At 66.3% G+C, this 19,314-nt stretch carries 17 protein-coding genes; 8 read left to right on the forward strand and 9 right to left on the reverse strand.

Going from position 1 to position 19,314, the window contains the following annotated elements:
• Positions 1-4: 4 nt before the first annotated feature.
• From flgL to fliW, 3 genes are all read left to right on the forward strand, one after another.
• The gene (flgL, locus tag MLE27_RS14685; protein WP_243312843.1) at positions 5-1,558 is read left to right on the forward strand and encodes a flagellar hook-associated protein FlgL; all 1,554 of its coding nucleotides are present in this window, start codon (positions 5-7) and stop codon (positions 1,556-1,558) included.
• A gap of 83 nt (positions 1,559-1,641) precedes the next feature.
• Complete coding sequence (csrA, locus tag MLE27_RS14690) at positions 1,642-1,881, forward strand: carbon storage regulator CsrA (protein WP_243312844.1); 240 nt, start codon at positions 1,642-1,644, stop codon at positions 1,879-1,881.
• Positions 1,857-2,357: a flagellar assembly protein FliW gene (fliW, locus tag MLE27_RS14695; RefSeq protein ID WP_243312845.1), complete on the forward strand. Its 501-nt coding sequence runs from the start codon at positions 1,857-1,859 to the stop codon at positions 2,355-2,357. The genes csrA and fliW overlap by 25 nt, the downstream gene beginning before the upstream one ends.
• 246 nt (positions 2,358-2,603) lie before the next feature.
• On the opposite strand, the gene MLE27_RS14700 is transcribed toward fliW, so the two are convergent.
• From MLE27_RS14700 to MLE27_RS14715, 4 genes are all read right to left on the reverse strand, one after another.
• A complete protein-coding gene (locus MLE27_RS14700) occupies positions 2,604-2,969 on the reverse strand; it encodes a SpoIIAA family protein (protein WP_243312846.1) in 366 nt (121 codons plus the stop codon).
• Between the two features lie 56 nt (positions 2,970-3,025).
• Complete coding sequence (locus MLE27_RS14705; RefSeq protein ID WP_243312847.1) at positions 3,026-3,271, reverse strand: hypothetical protein; 246 nt, start codon at positions 3,269-3,271, stop codon at positions 3,026-3,028.
• A 257-nt stretch (positions 3,272-3,528) separates the two neighbouring features.
• On the reverse strand, positions 3,529-3,852 hold the full coding sequence (gene flgM / locus MLE27_RS14710) for a flagellar biosynthesis anti-sigma factor FlgM (protein WP_243312848.1): 324 nt from the start codon (positions 3,850-3,852) through the stop codon (positions 3,529-3,531).
• A 134-nt stretch (positions 3,853-3,986) separates the two neighbouring features.
• Entirely contained in the window at positions 3,987-4,406 is a 420-nt protein-coding gene (locus tag MLE27_RS14715; protein WP_243312849.1) for a DVU0524 family FlgM-associated protein, read from the reverse strand.
• Positions 4,407-4,575: 169 nt separating this feature from the next.
• On the opposite strand from MLE27_RS14715, the gene MLE27_RS14720 reads away from it, so the two are divergent.
• Positions 4,576-5,442 (forward strand): NAD(+)/NADH kinase, encoded by an 867-nt coding sequence (locus tag MLE27_RS14720; RefSeq protein ID WP_243312850.1) that lies wholly within the window; start codon positions 4,576-4,578, stop codon positions 5,440-5,442.
• A gap of 7 nt (positions 5,443-5,449) precedes the next feature.
• Positions 5,450-7,204 (forward strand): ARMT1-like domain-containing protein, encoded by a 1,755-nt coding sequence (locus MLE27_RS14725; protein ID WP_243312851.1) that lies wholly within the window; start codon positions 5,450-5,452, stop codon positions 7,202-7,204.
• Positions 7,205-7,232: 28 nt separating this feature from the next.
• On the opposite strand, the gene MLE27_RS14730 is transcribed toward MLE27_RS14725, so the two are convergent.
• Together MLE27_RS14730 and MLE27_RS14735 are read right to left on the reverse strand one after the other, a co-directional pair.
• Complete coding sequence (locus MLE27_RS14730; RefSeq protein ID WP_243312852.1) at positions 7,233-8,408, reverse strand: HD-GYP domain-containing protein; 1,176 nt, start codon at positions 8,406-8,408, stop codon at positions 7,233-7,235.
• Positions 8,409-8,798: 390 nt separating this feature from the next.
• Positions 8,799-9,614 (reverse strand): L-2-amino-thiazoline-4-carboxylic acid hydrolase, encoded by an 816-nt coding sequence (locus tag MLE27_RS14735; RefSeq protein ID WP_243312853.1) that lies wholly within the window; start codon positions 9,612-9,614, stop codon positions 8,799-8,801.
• Between the two features lie 253 nt (positions 9,615-9,867).
• Here MLE27_RS14735 and MLE27_RS14740 point away from each other — a divergent pair, with 253 nt between their 5' ends.
• On the forward strand, positions 9,868-10,305 hold the full coding sequence (locus MLE27_RS14740) for a winged helix-turn-helix domain-containing protein (RefSeq protein ID WP_243312854.1): 438 nt from the start codon (positions 9,868-9,870) through the stop codon (positions 10,303-10,305).
• Positions 10,306-10,309: 4 nt separating this feature from the next.
• Here MLE27_RS14740 and MLE27_RS14745 read toward each other — a convergent pair whose 3' ends face one another.
• Positions 10,310-10,969 (reverse strand): GNAT family N-acetyltransferase, encoded by a 660-nt coding sequence (locus tag MLE27_RS14745; protein ID WP_243312855.1) that lies wholly within the window; start codon positions 10,967-10,969, stop codon positions 10,310-10,312.
• Positions 10,970-11,329: 360 nt separating this feature from the next.
• On the opposite strand from MLE27_RS14745, the gene MLE27_RS14750 reads away from it, so the two are divergent.
• The gene (locus MLE27_RS14750) at positions 11,330-13,378 is read left to right on the forward strand and encodes a sensor histidine kinase (RefSeq protein ID WP_243312856.1); all 2,049 of its coding nucleotides are present in this window, start codon (positions 11,330-11,332) and stop codon (positions 13,376-13,378) included.
• A 65-nt stretch (positions 13,379-13,443) separates the two neighbouring features.
• Complete coding sequence (locus tag MLE27_RS14755) at positions 13,444-15,888, forward strand: ABC transporter substrate-binding protein (protein ID WP_243312857.1); 2,445 nt, start codon at positions 13,444-13,446, stop codon at positions 15,886-15,888.
• An 88-nt stretch (positions 15,889-15,976) separates the two neighbouring features.
• Here the strand turns inward: MLE27_RS14755 and MLE27_RS14760 are convergent, their stop codons facing one another.
• Positions 15,977-17,191 carry an aldo/keto reductase gene (locus MLE27_RS14760; protein WP_243312858.1) on the reverse strand — a complete coding sequence of 405 codons (1,215 nt, stop codon included), beginning with the start codon at positions 17,189-17,191 and terminating at the stop codon, positions 15,977-15,979.
• A 94-nt stretch (positions 17,192-17,285) separates the two neighbouring features.
• Positions 17,286-19,034: a 4Fe-4S binding protein gene (locus MLE27_RS14765; protein WP_243312859.1), complete on the reverse strand. Its 1,749-nt coding sequence runs from the start codon at positions 19,032-19,034 to the stop codon at positions 17,286-17,288.
• Between the last annotated feature and the right edge of the window lie 280 nt (positions 19,035-19,314).

The raw sequence follows: 19,314 nt of genomic DNA on the forward strand, positions 1-19,314 counted from the left end.
CGCCATGGCCCTGCGCGTCGCTCAACAGCAGATCTACTCCGCCAGCCTGACCTACATGAACTCCTCGCTGGGGCAGCTCATGGAGTCCAACCTCCAGGCCTCCAGCCAGAAGAAGGTCAACCGCCCCTCGGACGACCCCGTGGGCATGACCAGGATTCTGGGCTACCGCAACAGCCTCTCGGCCATCGACCAGTACCAGACCAACATCAACGCGGCCAAAGGCTGGCTGACCCTGGCCGACGGCACCATGAGCCAGGTAAGCACCGTGCTCACCAGGCTCTCCGAGCTGGCCGAGCAGGGCTCCACAGGCACCCTCAGCGCGGACAACCGGCAGCAGATCGCCTCGGAGGCGCGCCAGCTCTTCGAGCAGCTTGTGGGCCTGGCCAACACCCAGTTCGACGGCAAGTCCATTTTCGCCGGGCACAAGACCAACGCCGAGGCCTTCGAGGAGACCCTCTCCCTCTCCGTGAACCAGGCGGGCGTGGTCTCCAACGGCGGCTTCACCATCAACGGCTCCAGCCAGAGCACCGTGCTGGTCCAATACCTGGACGGCGGCGCCCTGGCAGCGGGCAGCCGCTACCGCTACACCACCGACGGCGGCAAGACCTGGGTGCAGGGCGCCGTGACCGACCCCGGCCCGGCCTCCAGCAAGCTGCACATGGACCTGGGCGGCGTCTCCATGGACATAGACCGGGGCACCACCGTGGTGGCCACCAGCGCCACGGACACCAACGACTCCAAGGGCACCTGGATGTGGATCAGGCCCTCGGCGCGCTACAAGGGCGACGACGAGGACTACGTCGGCGTGGACCCCCTGCAGGGCATGGGCACCAAGATCACCGGGACGGCCTCCGGCAGCTTCACGGGCAACGTGATCGTGCGCATCGACCAGGCCGGCACCCTGGCGGGCGACGTGCACTATTCCTACAGCCTGGACGGCGGGGCCAGCTGGGTGCAGTCCAACACCTCCACGCCGGACACATTCGCCAGCAGCGCCAGCCTGAACCTTCCCGGCGGCGTGCTCACCCTGCACTCCAACGCGGGCAACACGCTGCTGGCTGGCAACATGTTCGTGGTGCACCCCCGCCAGGCCAAGATCTACGTGGACATCTCCCCCACGGAGTCCGTGGCGGTCAACGGCATCGGCAAGAACATCTTCGGCGGCCTCTACAAGGACCCCTCCTCGAACCACTACGCGCCCGTGGTGGTGGCCGGGTCGTCGGGAGCCTCCAACCTCTTCGAGACGGCGGGCAAGCTGGTCGCCTTCCTGGAGACCAACAACCAGTCGGGCGTGCAGCAGTGCCTGGCGGATCTTCGATCCTCCAAGCAGAACATCCTGAACTACGCCGCCGACGTGGGCGGACGCGAAAACCGCCTCACCGTGGCCACCAGCGTGCTCGACAACCTGCAGTACAACCAGAGCGAGCAGCTCTCCAACATCGAGGATGTGGACATCTCCGCGCTGATGACCAAGCTTGCGCAGCAGCAGCTCGCGTATCAGTCCGTCCTGAAGTCGACCTCCATGATCATGAACCTGAGCCTGATGAATTATCTGTGACGGCAAAGGGCTGGAATGATTCGTTGACAAGGCGGATGCGGCGCACTAGGGTGCGCGGGAATGGTCGCGTATAAGAGGCGGGAATGCTCATACTGACGCGTCGGCCGGGGGAGTCCATCCACCTGGGCGACAAAATCAAGATCACCGTACTTGGGGTGCAAGGCAAGCAGATCAAGATCGGCCTTGAAGTGCCCCAGGAAATGCCGGTATACAGGGAAGAAGTATACCTGCGCGTGTTGGAGCAGAACCGCATGGCTCTGGAAGCAGATCAACAGGACGTTCTTGCGGCGGCGGCGTTATGGCAAAAAAACAAGAACGGGTGATCCAAAGCCGCATCGGGGTGCTCACCATCCCGCAGGACAGGGTGATCCATTTCCCCCGCGGCCTCATCGGCTTCGAGCAGGAGAGGGAGTTCACCCTGGTGCAGGTGCGCGAGGATTCCCCCTTCCTCATCCTCCAGAGCATGAACGACCCGAGGCTCGGCCTGCTCGTGGCCGACCCTTACGGCTTCATCAGCGAATACGACGTGGTGGTGGGCGAGGCCGAACGCAAGATCCTGCGCATCGAGAACATCCGCCAGGTCATGGTGCTGGTCACGGTGACCATCCCCCAGGGCCGTCCGCAAGACACCACGCTCAACCTCACCGGCCCGGTCATCGTGAACATGCAGAGCCGCGTGGGCCTTCAGGTGCCCCAGACCGACGCCAAATACCCCAGCCGCTACTGCCCCAGTGAGCACGCTCCGCCGGCGGCGGAGCAGGGCGCAGCTGAACAGGGCGAAGAAGACACCGCGCCCTAGCAGCCCCAGCCTTCCCATTCTGCCGCGAACCCTTCCGCGGGGCTCGCGCGGGCGCACGCCCTCGCCGGCGCGTCCGCCAGTCCATCATCTCCCGAGTCATCCCCCGACCGCTCTGTCCGGCAGTGCCCCAAGTCCCGATGCATCCGCTTGTGAGGCGGCGGCTTTTTGCGAACCGGCAGGCCGGGCGCTTGCTGCCGTCCGGCCCGGCGTCCAACCCGGGCGGGGGGAGTCCCCTTGCCGCCTGGGTCACTCCCTCGCGACGATCCACCCCTTGGCTTCGTCCAGTTCCGAGACCCTGAACAGCCCGACCTCGCCCCGGAAGAAAGGCTTGAACATGCTCACGGCGGCGCGCATCCAGCCCACGTCCGCCACTATGGCCATGCGGGAGAAGTCGCGCCAGTGCTTGGAGCCGAATGCGGCGTCGTCCCACAGCGCTTCGAGGTCATAGCCCGTGAAGTCCGGCCCGGCGACGAAGAGCACCCGGATGGGCCCCTTGGCCATCAACGCCTCCGCAGCCGGGATCAGCGCTTCCTGATAGTCCTGGTGGGTGACCTTGCCTATGGCTTCGATCGCCAGCACGTCGGGGGGCAGGCCCGGAATGGGTTTGAACATCGCCTTCCTCCTTGATCTCAGTGGTTCAGGCGCGGCCAAGCCTTGCGCGAGGGCCGTCAGGTGGCCGCCAGTTCGGGCATGGCCAGTGAGATGCTCGTGCATTCCGCGTGGTAGATGCACTGGTGCTGGTCGCAGTATCCGGAGGCGGCCCGCCCGAAGCAGTCGAAATGCCCCTCCTTGCGCTGCCTTTCGCGGATCTCCTTGACCCGCAGGGCGGTCATCATCACGACGCCTTCGAGCGTCTCGGACACGTCAGGGGGCAAGGCGCACTTTTCCAGGAGAGTGGGAACTGTTCTGGTCATGATGCAACCTCCTTTTGAGACAGAGGGATAACAGCACGCACAGCCGCCCGGGGCATGGAGTGGGCCGATAAGCTATCACCTCGGGGGGGGCGTGTCAGCAGGCAGGGGGGATTGGTGGATGTTTTTTCATGGAACGGCGGGGCGGCCCGCAGGGTGGCCTTCATCCCGCGCATTCCGAGGGCGCGACAAAGCGCCCGTGGACCGCGCTTCACACGGTCCACGGACGCGCTGATTCAAATAACGACGGGCCGGGCCCGTCAACTCCGCAAAAACTCCAGATCGCTCTGCACGAGCTTCTCGGCGATCTTGCGGGAATCGGGGGTGTAGGTGCCTGTCTGCACCTGCTGGCGCAGGGCCTCCACGCGATCCACCCGCACATCAGGCGACTCCTCGGCGGCTTTGGCGGCCTCGGCCACCAGCAGCGCATCCGAGGATACGGATACCTTGTCTCCTTCGGCGGAAGTACTCCTGACCCGGGCTTTCGCGCGCTCCAACCTCGAAGAGGCGGAGGTGCTGTCACCCTTGTCCACCTGGGTTCGACTGTACGGGCTTACTCCTCCAAGTATTTTCTTGATGTCCATTATCCCCTCCCCGGCGGTCCTGATCCGCCAAGGCGTTCACGCAGTCTCCTGATTGGACAGGGACCGTCTCCCAAGGCGGCCCGCCTGCGGAACGTCTAAGCCAGCGGTCTCCCGGACCGCACGAGCTACTCCGACTAAATCATCGTTTCGTCGACCTTCTCCAGCGCGATGTGCCACAGGGCCTCGAGAATCCTCACGCGCTCGTTTCCGGTCGCTTCCACCGCGTTGTTTTCGCCCAGGACCTTGAAGATTTGCAAATCTTGATCCTCGGGGGGATAGGCGAATATGAACGCGGTCTTGAAGGTTCTTTCCAATTCCCTCTTGATGTCTTCCACCACGGGGTTTTCCGAGCCGGTGACGATGAGGCTCTCAACAATCTCCGCGGCGACCTTGTGCACCAGTTCGCGCCTTCTGGCCTCGCGGGAGATGGCCACCTGGTCCTCGGCCCCGGCGGCGCGCAGCGTTCGCTTGTAGCGCGCCAGCCGCCTCGCCGTGGTGGCCTGCCGCCCGTATGTGCGCAGCATGTTCCTGACCAGGGCGGGGTTGGCGGACATTTCTTTCTCCTCACTCGTCACAGCAGTTATCGTCCATTGCCCCAGAATACTTTAGGGCCTCGGGCAAAAAAAATTCCCCTCGGGGCAATTGGGGCCGAATGCGTCCTGAATGGGCCGGAAGGCGCGATACGGCTTGAAGCGGGCTGCGCTTTCCTCTAGTAACGCTGGCATGCAGCCAGCAGTACACAATGTCCTCGTGGTCGCCAAGTCCGGCGAGCCATCCGTGATGAGCCTCGCGCACGAGGTGGCGGATATCATTTCCGACCTGGGGGCCTCCCCGCGCATCGTCCTGAACAAGACCGACGTGGACGGCTGCGCCGACGCCGCCTCCCTGACCGGGGGCGGGGGCGTGCCCGAACTGGCCGTGGTGCTCGGCGGCGACGGCACCATGATAAGCGTGGCGCGCAAGCTCATGTCCGAGGCGGTGCCCCTGCTTGGCATCAACCTGGGGCGGCTGGGCTTTCTCTCCCAACTGTGCGCCGAGGGCTGGGAAGAGCCCCTGGCCCAGGTGGTCTCCAAGGGCTTCGGCGTCAACAAGGTGATGATGCTCTCCTGCGAGGTGGCCCGCGAGAACCGGCGGGTGTTCCAGTGCGGGGCCGTGAACGACGTGGTTGTGGCCCGGGGGGCCATGGCCCGCCTGATCCGCGTGACCATCAGCTACGGCGGTGAGCGCCTGGGCACCTTCCGGGCCGACGGCATGGTCGTTTCCACGCCCACGGGGGCCACGGCCTACTCCATGAGCGCGGGCGGCCCGCTGGTCCACCCGGACCTGCACACCCTGACGCTCACGCCCATCTGCCCCTTCCTGTGCGATCTGAGGCCCATCGTGCTGCCCACCGACAGGTACCTCGACATCAACGTGGAGGAGGCCTCGGCCGACGCAGTGCTCACCTGCGACGGCCAGACCGCCTTCCCCCTGCTGCCCGGCGACTGGGTGCGCGTGCGCCGCGCCCCCAAGCCCCTGCGCCTGGCCGCCGTGGGCCGCCACTCTTATTTCCGCAAACTCCTGGACAAGGGATTCATCCGGGAAAGGTAGGCACGCCATGAGCCCGGTCAATCTGCCCACCACCAGTTCCCCCGCAGACCTGCGCTACGGCAAGGACCCCCTGCTCGACGCCTGGCTCATCCACTTCATGAGCGAGAACCACATCGAGTACAGCATCGACCCCACGCGCAACGCCTCTCCGGAGCAGATCCGCTTCATGGTGCACCTGGGGCCGGACGAGAACTACGTGCCCTGCTCGGACGAGATGCTGCGCTCCTTGTTGGAGAAAACCCAGGAGCCCGCGCTGCTGGAGGCCTACGCCAAGGTCTGGCGGCAGGTGATGGACCTCATCGAGACCCACTGCTCCAACCAGTACGACAAGATGATGATCCTGGCGCTGTGCGACCACAAGTACCGCCAGGCCGTGAACGCCCCGGTGATGATCCCCTCGCGCCTGCTCAAGCGCCTGACCACCATCTTCCTGGCCCAGTCCGGCCAGGACGACCCCTACCGCGAGCGCAGGCGCACCCTCAACCGCCGCGCCCGCCAGTTCATGGACACCCTCTCCATGCAGACGGCGCTCAACGCCTGCCCGGGCTTCGTGGCCAGCTGCGGCTCCATCCAGGATCTGCGCTTCGAGCTGGACATGCTGGAGATCTCGCGCCTGCTGGCGCTCTCGGTGTGGACCGACATCTGGGAGAAGGACCAGTTCGAGCCCGGCATCGAGGAGGTGGAGAAGCACATGCTGGCGGCGGGCTCCTTCGACGACCTTCGCCGCGTGCTGAACCCAAACCGCCCGAAGTCCATGAAGATCCTCTACATGCCCGAGAACGCGGGCGGGCTGATGTTCGACATCAGGGTGGTCAAGGTGCTCATCAGCATGGGGCACAGGGTGATCCTGGCCCTCAAGGAGGGGTTCTACTTCGACGCCCCCACGGTCTGGGACGCCGAGGAGGACCCGGTGCTCAGTCAGAGCCTCGCCGAGGCCCGGTTCTGGAGCGGCAACCAGATGACCAAGAACGCGCTGCTGCAGGCCATCAAGGAGAACTCCCTCCTGGTGATATCCGACGGCAGCCGCGAGCGCCTCAACCTCTACAAGGTCAGCGTGACCTTCGCCCGCGCATGGAAGGAGTGCGACCTGGTGATCGCCAAGGGCGTGCTGAACCACAGGCGGCTCATGCTCACGCGCACCGAGTTCACGCGCGACGTGCTCTGCGTGCACCAGGACGACCAGGGAGCGCTCAAGGTGCAGGCCAAGATGAAGCCCGCCACGCTGCGGGTGTTCACCGAGCCGGAGATCACGGCCAAGGCCGAGGCCATCATCAGCAGGATGCGCTCGGAGAGGGCCGCGGGCAAGACCATCATGTTCTATTCGGCCATCGTGGGCTCCGTGCCCCACGAGACCGAGACGGCCATCGCCATCCTCACCGCCTTCGTCAAACACCTGCGCTCGCGCCTGGCGGGCACTTACGTCATCAACCCCGCCGAGCACTTCGAGGAAGGCCTCGACGCCGACGACCTCATGTTCATGTGGGAGAAGGTGCAGCGTTCAGGGCTGATAAACGTGTGGCGCTTCCAGACCTACGAGGACATCGAGCAGGCCTTCGTGCTCATGGGCCGCCCCGTGCCGCCGGTCTGGGCCGGGAAGGACGCAACCTTCTCCACCGGCTGCACCAAGGAGATGCACATCGCCCTGGACATGCAGCGCACCCACCCGGAAATGCAGATCATCGGCCCCAACCCGGAGAAGTTCTTCCGCAGGCGGGAGTACGGGGTGGGCAAGTTCTTCGACTCGGCCATAGCGGCCAGGTAAGGCCTCGGCGCGGGCGCGGTCCGCTCGATCAGCACATGAGCGATGAGACGTGTATCCGGCATTCCTTGTTGGTGAGCGTGTCCCTGATGGCGTAGGGGCCCTTGGTGTCCTCGTCGAGCAGGTTGACGTCGCGCCGTTCGCAATAGCGGTTGTTCCCGTCAAGGATCACCCTGATGTGGGGGCGAAGCAGGTTGTCGCCGTTCTGCCTGGTGACGATGCCCTTCATCCCGGATTCCAGCGCCACGATGGTGCCCACGGGATATATGCCCACCGTCTTGATGAATTTGTCCGTCAGGTGCGGGTCGAAGGACTTGCCGCGCAGGCTGTACACCACGCAGATGGCCTTGTGCGAGCTGACGGCCTCCTTGTAGTAACGGTCCGAGCGCAGCGCGTCATAGGTGTCCAGCACGCTGATGGCTGCGGCCACCCGGTTGATCTCGACACCCTTGATGCCTCGCGGGTAGCCCGAGCCGTCGTGGTGCTCGTGATGTTCATGGGCCACGTGCACCACATCCTCCGGCATGTCCCGGTGCTGGGAGAGCAGTCTCCTGGCGTACACGGGGTGGCGTTTGATCTCCTCAAACTCCGCCGTGGTCAGCCTGCCGGATTTCTTGAGTATCCTGTCCGGTATGAGGGTCTTGCCTATGTCATGGAAGATGCCCGACATGCCGAAGACCAGTTGGGTGTCCTGGCCGTACCCCATGGCCCTGGCGGCCATCACCCCGAGCATGGAGACGTTCAGGCTGTGGGTGTAGGCGTAGGGGTCCGAGGTGCGCATGCGCGATACGAGCAGCAGGGCCAGGAGCATCTTCTCCTCCGAGACCACCAGCGACTCCGTCAGCTTCTCGCAGGCCGCCACGTCCACAGTCTGCGCACCGTGCATCCTCTTGGCGATGGCCTTGTATTGCTCCAGCATCTCCGTGTAATTGGCGTCCGCAGCCCTGAGGTTTTCCAGGATGTCGTCCAGGCTTTGCTCGCCGTTGTCGTCCCGGCCGCCGGAAAAGACGATGGAGTTGAATAGGGACTCGAAGTCGGCCTTCTCTTCAGGGTGCTCCTCGAAATACGACCCTTGCTCGGTGTCTATGTACGCGTCGCAATAGGGCTGTGCTAATTTTTCGAGGCTCGCCTCGTCGGCAAGGAGGCCTTCACAGAGGTAGACGTGGGGGTTGCTCTGGCCCGAGAGGCCCGGGTTGGCGATATACATGCCAGGTTTCAGCTTGGATATTGGACACTTGACGATCATGACTCACACCTGGAAACGTGTTGGATACGCAGGGATGCGGACTTGTCCGCCAGATGCCTCGTCCCGAAAAAAATAGCGCCCCGCATCCCGTGAGATCCGGCGCGACGAATCATTTTGTCACGGCATATCGGCCCTGGGCAATGGGGGAAACCCCACCCTTGGGATAGAGGGAGTTTGGCAAAGGCATCCGGCAGGCTGGACGGAAGGCCATGAGGGCGGTAGCCGCTCCATGATGGAGCGGCGGGAAGCGGACGCGGTCAGCCGCGCCACCGGGGCTGTGCGGCGGCGGAGGCAGCGGCCCCCGCCTTCGGGTCTGGGGGGGGGGAAGGGCCGTCGCCGAGGGCCGGCGGCCTACCCGGCCGACTTCAAGCGATCCTTGAGCTTTGGGGCCTCCGTTTCCCAGCTTTGGGCCACAGGGCGTCCCTTCTTGTACCTGAAGTCGCAGACCGCGCCGCCCTGGGCCAGGGTGTTCTCGCGCGCAAGCCCCGTGCCCTGGAGGCTGGAGCGGGGGAAGTCGTTGATGCAGAAGTAGGGCGCGACGTCCTCTTCCCCTTGGGAGCGGAAGAACTTGAGCGCGCCGCACTCGCTGTAGTTCAGGCCGATGTCGAAATCCCGGCCGTCCCCCAGCCACACGGTCGCGACCCAGTCCCCCGGGTAGGTGCGCAGGTGGGTCCACTCCGCCCAGGCCGCCGTGGCGGCGTAGCCTTCCGGGCTGAAAAAGGCCTCCCCGGCGGCGGCGAGGGCTGACGGGGGCATGGAGCGCAGGCTCTCCAGGCAGATGTCGTAATACAGGCGTCCGGCGTCCGCAGCCGTCAGGCCCTGGGCCTTCATGGCCTTGGATATGGCCGCGAGCCAGCCCGCGTATACGATGTAGGGCTGGTTGCGGTTGGCCTCGCCGCCTATCTCGGGCATGGCCTCGATCATGGGCGCGAAGGCCTCCATGGCGTCGCGGGCCACGGCGCCGGACCTGTCCGTGCTGGGCGCGAGGAGTTGGCCCACCTCGCCGCATACCCCGGCGAACTCGGCAAGCATACGCTGCCGGTTGGCCTGGCAATAGGCAGGCGGGGAAGCCCAGCCCGCCAGGGGCAGGCAACAGCCGCAGATGGCCGCGAGCCCCGCCGCGATGAACCGGCGTCTGCCGAATGGTGCGCCGTGGGTAGAGGGCATCGGAACCTGCCTTTGCCGTGTAGGTGAGGGAAACCGGGGAGCCGCGCGCACCGGCGCGGCGAACCGCTCATTGAAGACCCATTGCCCGGGGCGGGGCGGGTGTCAAGCGGCCGCCGGCGTCCAGGCTGCCGCGCGGCCCGGATTTCCCCTTCGAGCCCATCTGTTTTTCGGGGCGGATGTATGTTAGGATCAACACAATGAGCAGGGATTTTTCAGCAGCGCGGTCCGGTCCCGGCCGCCGCCGGAGCGGCGCATGAGCCTCGGTGGCGTCAAGCCGCCCGTGGTGCGCCTGCGCCTCTGGCTGGAGACCGAGGAGGGCATGTTCTTCGGCACGGGCCGGGGCATGCTCCTGGAGGCCGTGGAGCGCAACGGCTCCCTCAAGAAGGCCGCCGAGGAGCTGGGCATGTCCTACCGGGCGGCCTGGGGCAAGATACGCGCCTCGGAGAAGGTGCTGGGCGTGATGCTCATCGAGCAGGCGGGCAGCAAGAAGGGCGGGCACAACCTCACCCCGGCGGGCAGGCTGCTGGTGGACAAATTCCGCCAATGGTACGATGCGGTGGAGGGGATCGCCGTGGAGAAGGCCCGCGAAATCTTCCCCTGGGAGTGCCGCGCCTTCGGTGACGCCCACAAGGAGCGCAAACGCCGCAAACCCGCACAGGACGACGCACAGGAAGCAGGCGGCGAGGGCTGAGCCCTCAGAGCGCCTTGCGCATCAGTCTTAGGCTCCAGGCCTCCTGATTTCCGGGAGGGCCTGCCGGCTCGAAGCCCAGGGCCGAGCACATGGCCTCGGCCCGCAGATTTCCGGCCTCGCAGTAGAGTTCCAGGGCGTTTCCGCCCGCATCCCGCACCTCGGCCGCCACGCGGCCCAGCAGCGCCCTGGCTACGCCCGCGCTGCGGTTCTCGTAGCGTACAGCCAGATATTCCACGGACCATGTTCCCGCAGGGGCTGGGCCGCGCGCCCCGGCCAGCGCTCCGGTGAAGGCCCGCTGGCGTTTGAGCGCGCCCTCCAGCCATGCGCCGCCCAGGCGTTCGGCGGCACCGGCCTCGGCCAGGGCCTCGGGCGAGAAGGGGAACTCCTCCAGGCGCCCGGCCGGGCGCACCGTGACCATGCCGGAGCACACCCCGTCCACCAGGGCCACGTAAGCGTTGCCGATGCGCCCGCAGAGCTGGGCCGGGTGGGCCGCCAGCCGGGCCAGCAGGCGCAGCGCCTTGGGCTTGGGCAGGTCCAGGATGTGCTCGATGAAGCCGCGCAGCCGATGGGCGCGGCTGGAATCCAGGATCATGGCCGCCAGGCAGGGCGCGTAGCCCGGCCCCGCGGCGTACACGGACAAGGGCTCGGTGTTGTTGACGGGCATGCCAATCCATACAAGCGAAGTATGGTTCTGGCAATCTCACCCCGCCAGAAAAGGCCCGGCCTCACTCGCCCGCCGGGCCCGCCTCGTCTGGCCGCAGGGCGCGCCTCGTCCAGGGCGGGGTCTTCTCCGCGACACTATCGTGGCGCCGCCGGGGCAATCCATTCGCGCGCGATGCCGCTCCGGGTTCCTTTCAATCACGCGGCGCCATCGGTTGATTACCAATATATGCTGACCGGCAATTGCTTATTGTTACGATTTGATGTAATAATGGGTGAGAGGTCTTTTCAGCACTCGCGGTTGGCCAGCCCCGCCCGCCGCAATCCAGCTACGTCCCGTGCGGCGTCAGTATATGGAATCTCTATGAGCAGTGCGACATTTTCGGACCGTTTTTTGAGTGTCGTGGGCAAGGGCATGGCCCTGGCAGGCAGACCCGGGGAGTGCGGCGGCCAGCTCGCCCGGGCGATTCAGGATTTGACCGGCGCGAAAGCCGTCCTGTTGATCGAATGCCTTGAACACTCCGGGCTGAACCATCACAGGCTCGCGGCCGCGATCCCGCTCCAGGCGGGATGGATCGCCACGCATCAGGACATGGAAGGGCTGGCCGTGCTTTCGCATGACTACCTTCAGTCCACGGCCATCGACATCCTGCACGCGCGCGGCGAGGAGGCGGTGTTTCTGCGGGAGATGCGCGCCTCGAACATGGTGGTCGTCCCCTTGTGTTATGCGGGCGAGCGCATGGGCGCGCTCTTCCTGTTCGGCGTGGAGGCTCCGGACCGCTTCGGCGGCCTGCTTGCCGGCCTGGATTCATCGGCATCCCTGCTGGGCATGATCCTGCACAACGACTTCCTGTGCCAGAACCTCGAACATCTGGTGGACAGCCGCAGTGCTGAGCTGATCCACACGCACGAAGCCCTGCGCCAGAACGAGGAGCGCTACAGGGCGCTTTTCAGCGAAATGTCCGACCCGGTTCTTGTGGCCGAAGCCCATTCCGGCATCATCGTGGACTGCAACAAGGCCGCCGAGGCCTACTTCGGCAGGCCTCGGGAGCAGCTCGTCGGCTCCCACCAGCGGAGCCTGCATCCCGAGAGCGAAGTCCAGGGCGGCTTCAGCAGGGGCTTCGTCAGGCACGTCCAGAACCCGGAGGAGGCGCTTGAGACCCGTGTTGTCGCCGCCAGCGGCCGCGTGCGCCTGGTGAAAATCCGGGTGAGCAAGCTGGAGCTTGGCGGGGTGACCTGCCTGATGGGCATCTTCCGCGACATAACCGAACGCCGCGTCATGGAGCAGGCCCTGACCTTCCTGGCCACCAGTTCGGAGCCTGGCGGCGGGCGCGGATTTTTCGAAACCTTGGCGGAGTTCCTCTCCGAGACCCTGGAGATGGAGTTCGTCTGCATCGACAGGCTGCACGGCGACGCCCAGCATGCGCGCACCCTGGCGGTCTACCACCAGGGCGTCTTCGAGGACAACATCACCTACGCCCTCAAGGACACCCCCTGCGCGGAAGTGGTGGACCGGGACGTATGCTGCTTCCCGCAGAACGTGTGCGAGCTGTTCCCCGGCGATCCCGTGCTCCGCGAAATAAAGGCCGAGAGCTACGCCGGCATCACGCTGCGCAACGCTTCGGGGCAGGCGACGGGGCTTATCGCGGTTATCGGGCAACGCCCCCTGGAAGACATCAGTCTGGCGGAGTCCATCCTGCATCTGGTCGCAGTCCGCGCCAGCGGGGAGCTGGATCGGCTCATGGCCGAGGAGGCCACCGAGGCCTCCCTGCGCGACAAGGAGCTGCTGCTGCGCGAAATACACCACAGGGTGAAGAACAACCTCCAGATCGTCTCCAGCCTGTTGAGCCTCCAGGAGATGAACCTGGAGGACGAGGCCGCCTTGCAGGTGCTGGCGGAAAGCCGGGGCCGGGTGGCATCCATGGCCCTGATCCACGAGCAGCTCTACCGCACGCATACGTTTTCCAGGATAGAGGTGGAGGGCTACCTCAGGGATCTGTTGCCCCGCCTGGTGTCTTCCTTCAGCCGAAACCGGGACATACGGGTGGAGATTTCTGCCTCCGGCGTGGGCCTGAACATCGATCAGGCCATCCCGTTCGGCCTGCTGGTCAACGAGCTGGCCACCAATTCCCTGAAGCACGCCTTCAACGGCCGTGACAAGGGGGTGGTCCGCGTGGACGTGTCCCTGCGCGACGGCAGCCTGTCCCTTGTGTTCGAGGATGACGGCGTCGGGCTGCCCGAGGACTTCGATCCTTTCGCGGCGGGAACCCTGGGGCTTCAGATCGTCAAGCTGCTCGCGGGGCAATTGCGCGGCGAGTTCGGAGTGGAAGCGAAGCGGGGCACCCGGTTCACGCTCCGCTTCCCGCTGCAGTCTGCGGAAGCGTCGAACGGCCGCTACGCCATCCGCCCCTGACCGGCTCCCCCCGTGCCTGGGGAGCGGTTCTTGACAACGACAGTCGGGTACTGCGACTAGGCTGCATGGACATCGCAGCTTCGTCCTCCGATTCTCACTCCGGGTTCCCGGGCGCGATTCCTGCCCGCACCCGGCGTTCGAGCCTGGCCCGCTGGGGGGCATCGCCCGGCGCGGGCCTGTCCGCCCTGATCCTCCGGGCCGTGATGGTTATCGCGGTCCTGTTCGCAAGCCTCCCGCTCCAGGCCAGCCCTCTCCTAGCCGCCGAACCGTCCAATTCACCACCGGGCCTGCTCACCGATGTGCGCCTCCAGCTCAAATGGAAGCACCAGTTCCAGTTCGCGGGCTACTATGCTGCCGTGACGAAAGGCTTCTTCGCCAAGGAGGGCCTGAACGTCCAGCTTGTCGAAGGCGTCCCCGGCCTCACGCCCTCCGAGCGGCTGTTCACCGGCCAGGCCGACTACGCGGTGGACTCCACCGCCATCCTGCTGCTGCGCCAGAAAGGCGTGAAGGTGGTGGCCCTGGCCGCGATCTTCCAGCACTCGCCGAACATCCTGCTCACCCGGCGCGACAGCGGCTTGACCACCCCGCAGTCCCTCGCGGGCAAGCGCATCATGTTCACCGATCCCACGGACCCCGAATGCAGGGCCATGCTCGCCAACGAGGGCGTCTACGCCAAGGATTACATCACCGTGCCCCACACCTGGAGCATAGACCCGCTCATCAACGGCACGGTGGACGCCATGAGCGCCTACATCACCAACGAGCCCTACACCATGGAGCGGCGGGGGGTGACGCCGGGGATCATCGTCCCCAACCAGTACGCCGTGGACTTCTACGGCGACTGCCTGACCACCTCCGAGGAGGAGATCGCCCAGCACCCACGCAGGGTGGAGGCCTTCCTGCGCGCGGTTTCCGAAGGGTGGCGCTACGCCATGGACCACCCCGAGGAGATGGTGGACGTGATCCTGAAAAATTACCCCACTCAGCGCACCCGCGATGAATTGTTGTATGAGGCGGCGGCCATGCGCGACCTCATTCAGCCCGAGCTCGTGGAAGTGGGGCACATGAACCCGGCGCGCTGGCAGCACATCGCCCAAACCTACGAACGCCTCGGCTTGCTGGCCCCCGGCTTCAGTCTGGAGGGGTGGCTCTACCCCGAGCTCAAGCAGGCCCAGAGCGACCGCGAGCGCAGGCAGGTTCGCGACATGCTCACCATCGGCGTGGCCGTGTTCCTGGCTGGATGCATGGTTGGAGGGACGCTGCTTGTATTCAACAAACGCCTGAGCAGAATGGTGCGCGAGCGCACACGCGCCCTGGAGCAGTCGAGGGACTTCTTCCTGGCCGTCATCAACGCCATGAAGGACCCTGTCTTCGTAAAGGACGCCTCCCTGCGCTACATCCTGCTCAACAACGCCTGCGCGGAGCTGGCGGGCGGCAAGCCGGAGGACTTCATCGGCAAGACCGACGAGGGACTCTTCCCCGAGGATGTGGCCCTGGCCTACGGCAACGAGGACAGGGCCGTGCTGCGGGAGGGAAACGCGCCCGTACGGCAGGAGACCATCACCGACGCCCGCGGCGCGCCCCACACCCTGCTGACCCAGAAGACCCGGTACACGGACTCCGCCGGCCAGGAGTTCATTGTGGGCTCCCTGCGGGACATCACCGAGTTCAAACGCATGCAGGACGTGGTGGTCCAGGCGGAAAAGATGATGTCGCTGGGCGTGCTGGCGGCGGGCATGGCCCACGAGATCAACAACCCCCTGGGCATCATCATGCAGTCATCCCAGAACCTGCAGCGCCGCCTGTTCGAGGGCCTGACGGCCAACAAGGCGGCGGCCGCGGAGCTGGGCCTCGATTTCGAGGCAATGTCGGCCTACATGAAGCGCAGGGGCATCCTCGAATCGGTGGAGCACATCCGCGAGGCCTGCGGCCGGGCCGGAACCATCGTGAGGAACATGCTGGAGTTCAGCCGCAAGAGCGAGGAGGATCATTCCCTGTGCGGGCTTCCGGCCATCGTGGATAACGTCCTGGACATGATATCCAACGATTACGACCTCAAGAAACGCTACGATTTCCGCAAGATAAAGCTGGAGAAAAGCTACGCGCCCGATTGCACCCCCGTGCTCTGCTCGCCCACGAAGATCGGGCAGGTCATCCTGAACATCCTGCTCAACGCCATGCAGGCCATGACCTCCGGCGGCCAAAGCCCTGAGGAGCCCACCTTGAGCATCCAGGTGCGCCCTGACGGAGACCGCATGCGCATCGCCCTCCAAGACAACGGCCCAGGCATGGACGCCGAGGTGCGCAAGCGCATCTTCGAGCCCTTCTTCACCACCAAGGACCCGGGCAAGGGCACGGGCCTGGGTATGTTCGTCTCCTACAACATCATCACGGAGATGCACGGTGGGCAACTGCTGGTCGATTCCTCGCCTGGCAAGGGCACGACCTTCACCATCCTGCTGCCCATGCCTTCCCCCGGCGGGCACCCCGAGGCGGGCGCGGAGGCTTGAAGCCGGTGCGCCGCAGATTGAAAAGGCGGCCCGGTCACAAGACCGGGCCGCCTTCTTTCATTGCGTCAGCAGCGGATCGGTCTCAGGCTCAGGCCAGCAGCGTCTTGGCCTCGCGCATGAGTTCGGCGATGGCCAGGCCCTGGGGGCAGGCTTTCTCGGCCTTGGCGTAGTCCACATCGAGCATCCTGGCGCGGGTCTCCTCCGGCAGGGAGGCGAACACCTCGCGGGCCAGGTCCTGGTCGCCGTAGTCGCGGTAGTACATCAGGCAGCGCATCACGTCGTTGACGGCCACCAGCCCGCCCACGGCGCCCTGGCAGATGCTGCCGCAGCCCGCACAGTAGTCGCACTTGGTGGCCTCGGCCAGCTCGCCGAACACCAGCACGTCCTCGCGGGCCAGGGCGGTCTTGTCCCTGGCGGAGGCCACGTTGGCCGAGAGGATGGTCAGGTTTGGCATCTGGGAGCAGATGCTCGCGATGGCGGGCTCCTCCCAAACGGCCTTGAGCTTGGCCTGCTTGTCGGTGAAGCCCTTTTCCATGAAGCGCCCGGCCATCTTGAGCTCGGCCTCGGAGTCGGTCTTCACCGGGCCGCCGCCCTGGGTCTTCATGGCCACCACGCCGACGCCCGCCTTGACGCATGCGTCCAGCGCCTCGCGCATCTTGGGCGTCTGCATGAGCCGGTAGTTGTAGGTGACCATGACGGCGTCGATCCAGTCCATCTTGGCCGCGCCCAGCATGCAGTCTTCCATGTTGGTGTGGGTGCTGAAGCCGAAGAACTTCATCTTGCCCGCCTTCTTCATGTCCGCGGCCCACTGCTTGTACTGGGTCATCTCGTCGATGCCGGAGATGGCGTGGATGAAGAACAGGTCGACGTGGTCGGTCTGGAGGCGCTTGAGCGCGGCGTCCAGGCGGGCGGTGTAGTCCGAGCCCTGCTTGGCCACGACCTTGGTGACCAGGAAGATATCCTTGCGGGCGTTGGGGTTGCGGCTGAAGTAGCGCCCGAAGCCCTCCTCGGAGAGGCCGTTGCCGTAGGCCTCGGCCGTGTCCCAGTAGGTTACGCCCCAGGTGTGGGCCTGCTTGAGCAGCAGCTGGTTGTTGATGGTGTCGAACATGCCGCCCAGGCCCAGCACCGAAACCTCCACCCCGGTCTTGCCCAGCTTGCGCTTGGGCATGGTACCGGGCTGGGGGGCCGCGTCCTGCGCGGCCAGGGCCGCGGCCGGGCTGACGCCCGCCGCCAGGCCGGTGGCTCCGGCCGCCTTGAGGAAGTCCCTGCGGGAAAATCCCGCTTTTTTGCCCGTGTCGCTCATACGTTGACCTCCCCGCCGCAATCGGCGTGAACGCAAGACATTGTCAGCGTGATTCGATTCATTCCTAATATACGGTGCCGGATGAATTGCAAGCTCAGGCCAGCATCCGCCCGGAGCGCGAACGCGATTCGTTCTCGCTGGTGACACGGATGGCCCGCAGTCCGGAAACCGGGCACTCGTGCTCGCACATGCCGCAGCCGATGCAGCGGGCCGGGTCCACGAAGGGGCGCTGCAGCCGCACCACCACGTCGAGCTTGTCGCCGGGGGCCGGGTCCGCCCAGCCTGCGGGCGGGCGGTCCAGGGTGAGGCGCGAGCCGGACTGGGCCAGGATGCGCCTGGGTGTGGCGTCCGGGGCGTTGGCCGGGCGCACGGCGTAGTCGCCGCTGCCCAGGTTGATTCCCTGGGGAAGCTGGCCGGTGACGTCCAGGGCCTCGCCCGCCAGGCGGACCGCGGCCACGCGCCCGCCGCGCACTGCCTCGAAGACCACGCGGGTGAAGATGGCCTTGGGGCTCACGGGGCAGAGCTCCTGGCAGACGATGCAGGGGCGGTCCATGGCCCAGGGCAGGCAGCGGGTGCGGTCCACGAAGGCCACGCCCAAGCGGACCGGCCCGGCCTGGGCGTACTCGCCCACGCCGTGCTTCTCCTCCAGGCTCAGGGGCCGGATGGCCGCCGTGGGGCAGACGTTGCCGCAGGCCACGCAGTTGGGCTGGCAGCCGCTGCGCCCGATGCGGTAGTTCAGCGCCGGGGTCCACAGGCCCTGTACGCCCGCCTGGAGCAGCGCGGGCTGGATGATGTTGGAGGGGCAGGCCCGCATGCACTGGCCGCAGCGGATGCAGCGCTCCAGGAAGCGCTCCTCGTCCAGGGAGCCGGGCGGGCGGATGAGCGACGGGTCGCGGTCGGCGGCGCCCAGCGCTCCCACGCGCCACAGCGGGGCGCTCAGGGCTCCGGCGGCCACGGCGGCCAGGGCTCCGCGCCGCGAGATGGCGGGCATGGGCAGTGAGCCGGCGGCCGGGGGGCTTACGGAAAAGCCCATGCGTCCCGCAGGGCAGCGCTTCAGGCAGTTCATGCACAACACGCACTCGCTGCTGATGATCTCGCCCGAGGGGCGGCAGCCGCCCTCGCAGTATTCCTCGCACAGGCGGCAGTCGCCGCACTTGTGGGCCTCGGCCTTGCCCATCCGCCAGGGCGAGAAGCGCCCGGCGAAGGCGAACAGCGCCCCCAGCGGGCAGAGGAAGCGGCAGAAGAAGCGCGGCCGCAGCAGGTTCAGCCCGATTACGGCCAGGAGCACCGCGCCGATCAGCCAGGCCGATTCGTAGGCCCGGGGCTCGTCGCTGAGCGCCTGGAAGTGCGCGTCCGCCAGCGGCAGGATGGTCAGGTTGATGGAGCGGTGCAGCAGGGGCAGGGGGTCCAGCAGGCCCGTCTGCACCGAGCCCAGGGCCGCGCAGGCCAGGAAGAAGGCCAGCAGCAGGTACTTGAAGGATTGCAGCCTGTGGTGGGCGTTGCCCTGCACCCTGGCTTCACGGGCCTCGCGGGTGTTGCCGCGCCGGGCGAGCCAGCCGGTCAGCTGGTTCAGGGTGCCCAGGGGGCAGGCGAAGCCGCAGAAGAAGCGCCCCAGCACGGCGGTGAGCGCCACGGCTGGCACCGCCCAGAAGAGCGGCGCGTAGAGCGTGCCCGTGGAGAGCAGGGTGGAGAGCGCCGTGAGCGGGTCCAGGCTGAGAATCCAGTTGATGGGCCAGCCGCGCAGCTGCCACCACTGCGGCCCCACCGTGGCGGCCACGCAGAACCAGAGGAACAGCAGCAGGAAGAAGGCCTGGCTGATGCGGCGGACGGTGACGATGTTCATGACTGCCAAGGCCCCCCGACGGCTAGGGATGGAAGAAGGGGATGCAGGCGGGTTGGGCCTTGCACGGCTGCCGCGTCTCTTTTGCGGGGTGAGCCGCACCGGGTCTGGCCCGGGCCTCCGTGGTGCCGGACTGGCCGATGTTCTTCAAATACAGCGGACGGTCCGGCGCCACGGAGGCCCGGGCCGGAGCCTGAAAGTGGGGAGGGGCCTCCGGCGGGGGGGGGGGGGGGGGGGGGGGGGGGGGGGGGGGGGGGGGGGGGGGGGGGGGGGGGGGGCGCGG

This window comes from Fundidesulfovibrio agrisoli, from assembly GCF_022808715.1.
Taxonomy (GTDB): Bacteria; Desulfobacterota; Desulfovibrionia; order Desulfovibrionales; family Desulfovibrionaceae; genus Fundidesulfovibrio; species Fundidesulfovibrio agrisoli.

Excerpts from the sequence above, each read along its gene's own strand:
- MLE27_RS14730 (WP_243312852.1), bottom strand. The coding sequence starts at position 8,408 with ATGTATATCGCCAACCCGGGCCTCTCGGGCCAGAGCAACCCCCACGTC.
- MLE27_RS14700 (WP_243312846.1), bottom strand. The coding sequence starts at position 2,969 with ATGTTCAAACCCATTCCGGGCCTGCCCCCCGACGTGCTGGCGATCGAA.
- MLE27_RS14720 (WP_243312850.1), top strand. The coding sequence starts at position 4,576 with ATGCAGCCAGCAGTACACAATGTCCTCGTGGTCGCCAAGTCCGGCGAG.
- MLE27_RS14755 (WP_243312857.1), top strand. The coding sequence starts at position 13,444 with ATGGACATCGCAGCTTCGTCCTCCGATTCTCACTCCGGGTTCCCGGGC.
- flgL (WP_243312843.1), top strand. The coding sequence starts at position 5 with ATGGCCCTGCGCGTCGCTCAACAGCAGATCTACTCCGCCAGCCTGACC.
- MLE27_RS14740 (WP_243312854.1), top strand. The coding sequence starts at position 9,868 with ATGAGCCTCGGTGGCGTCAAGCCGCCCGTGGTGCGCCTGCGCCTCTGG.
- flgM (WP_243312848.1), bottom strand. The coding sequence starts at position 3,852 with ATGGACATCAAGAAAATACTTGGAGGAGTAAGCCCGTACAGTCGAACC.
- MLE27_RS14715 (WP_243312849.1), bottom strand. The coding sequence starts at position 4,406 with ATGTCCGCCAACCCCGCCCTGGTCAGGAACATGCTGCGCACATACGGG.
- MLE27_RS14745 (WP_243312855.1), bottom strand. The coding sequence starts at position 10,969 with ATGCCCGTCAACAACACCGAGCCCTTGTCCGTGTACGCCGCGGGGCCG.
- MLE27_RS14750 (WP_243312856.1), top strand. The coding sequence starts at position 11,330 with ATGAGCAGTGCGACATTTTCGGACCGTTTTTTGAGTGTCGTGGGCAAG.
- fliW (WP_243312845.1), top strand. The coding sequence starts at position 1,857 with ATGGCAAAAAAACAAGAACGGGTGATCCAAAGCCGCATCGGGGTGCTC.
- MLE27_RS14760 (WP_243312858.1), bottom strand. The coding sequence starts at position 17,191 with ATGAGCGACACGGGCAAAAAAGCGGGATTTTCCCGCAGGGACTTCCTC.
- MLE27_RS14725 (WP_243312851.1), top strand. The coding sequence starts at position 5,450 with ATGAGCCCGGTCAATCTGCCCACCACCAGTTCCCCCGCAGACCTGCGC.
- MLE27_RS14765 (WP_243312859.1), bottom strand. The coding sequence starts at position 19,034 with ATGAACATCGTCACCGTCCGCCGCATCAGCCAGGCCTTCTTCCTGCTG.
- csrA (WP_243312844.1), top strand. The coding sequence starts at position 1,642 with ATGCTCATACTGACGCGTCGGCCGGGGGAGTCCATCCACCTGGGCGAC.
- MLE27_RS14735 (WP_243312853.1), bottom strand. The coding sequence starts at position 9,614 with ATGCCCTCTACCCACGGCGCACCATTCGGCAGACGCCGGTTCATCGCG.
- MLE27_RS14705 (WP_243312847.1), bottom strand. The coding sequence starts at position 3,271 with ATGACCAGAACAGTTCCCACTCTCCTGGAAAAGTGCGCCTTGCCCCCT.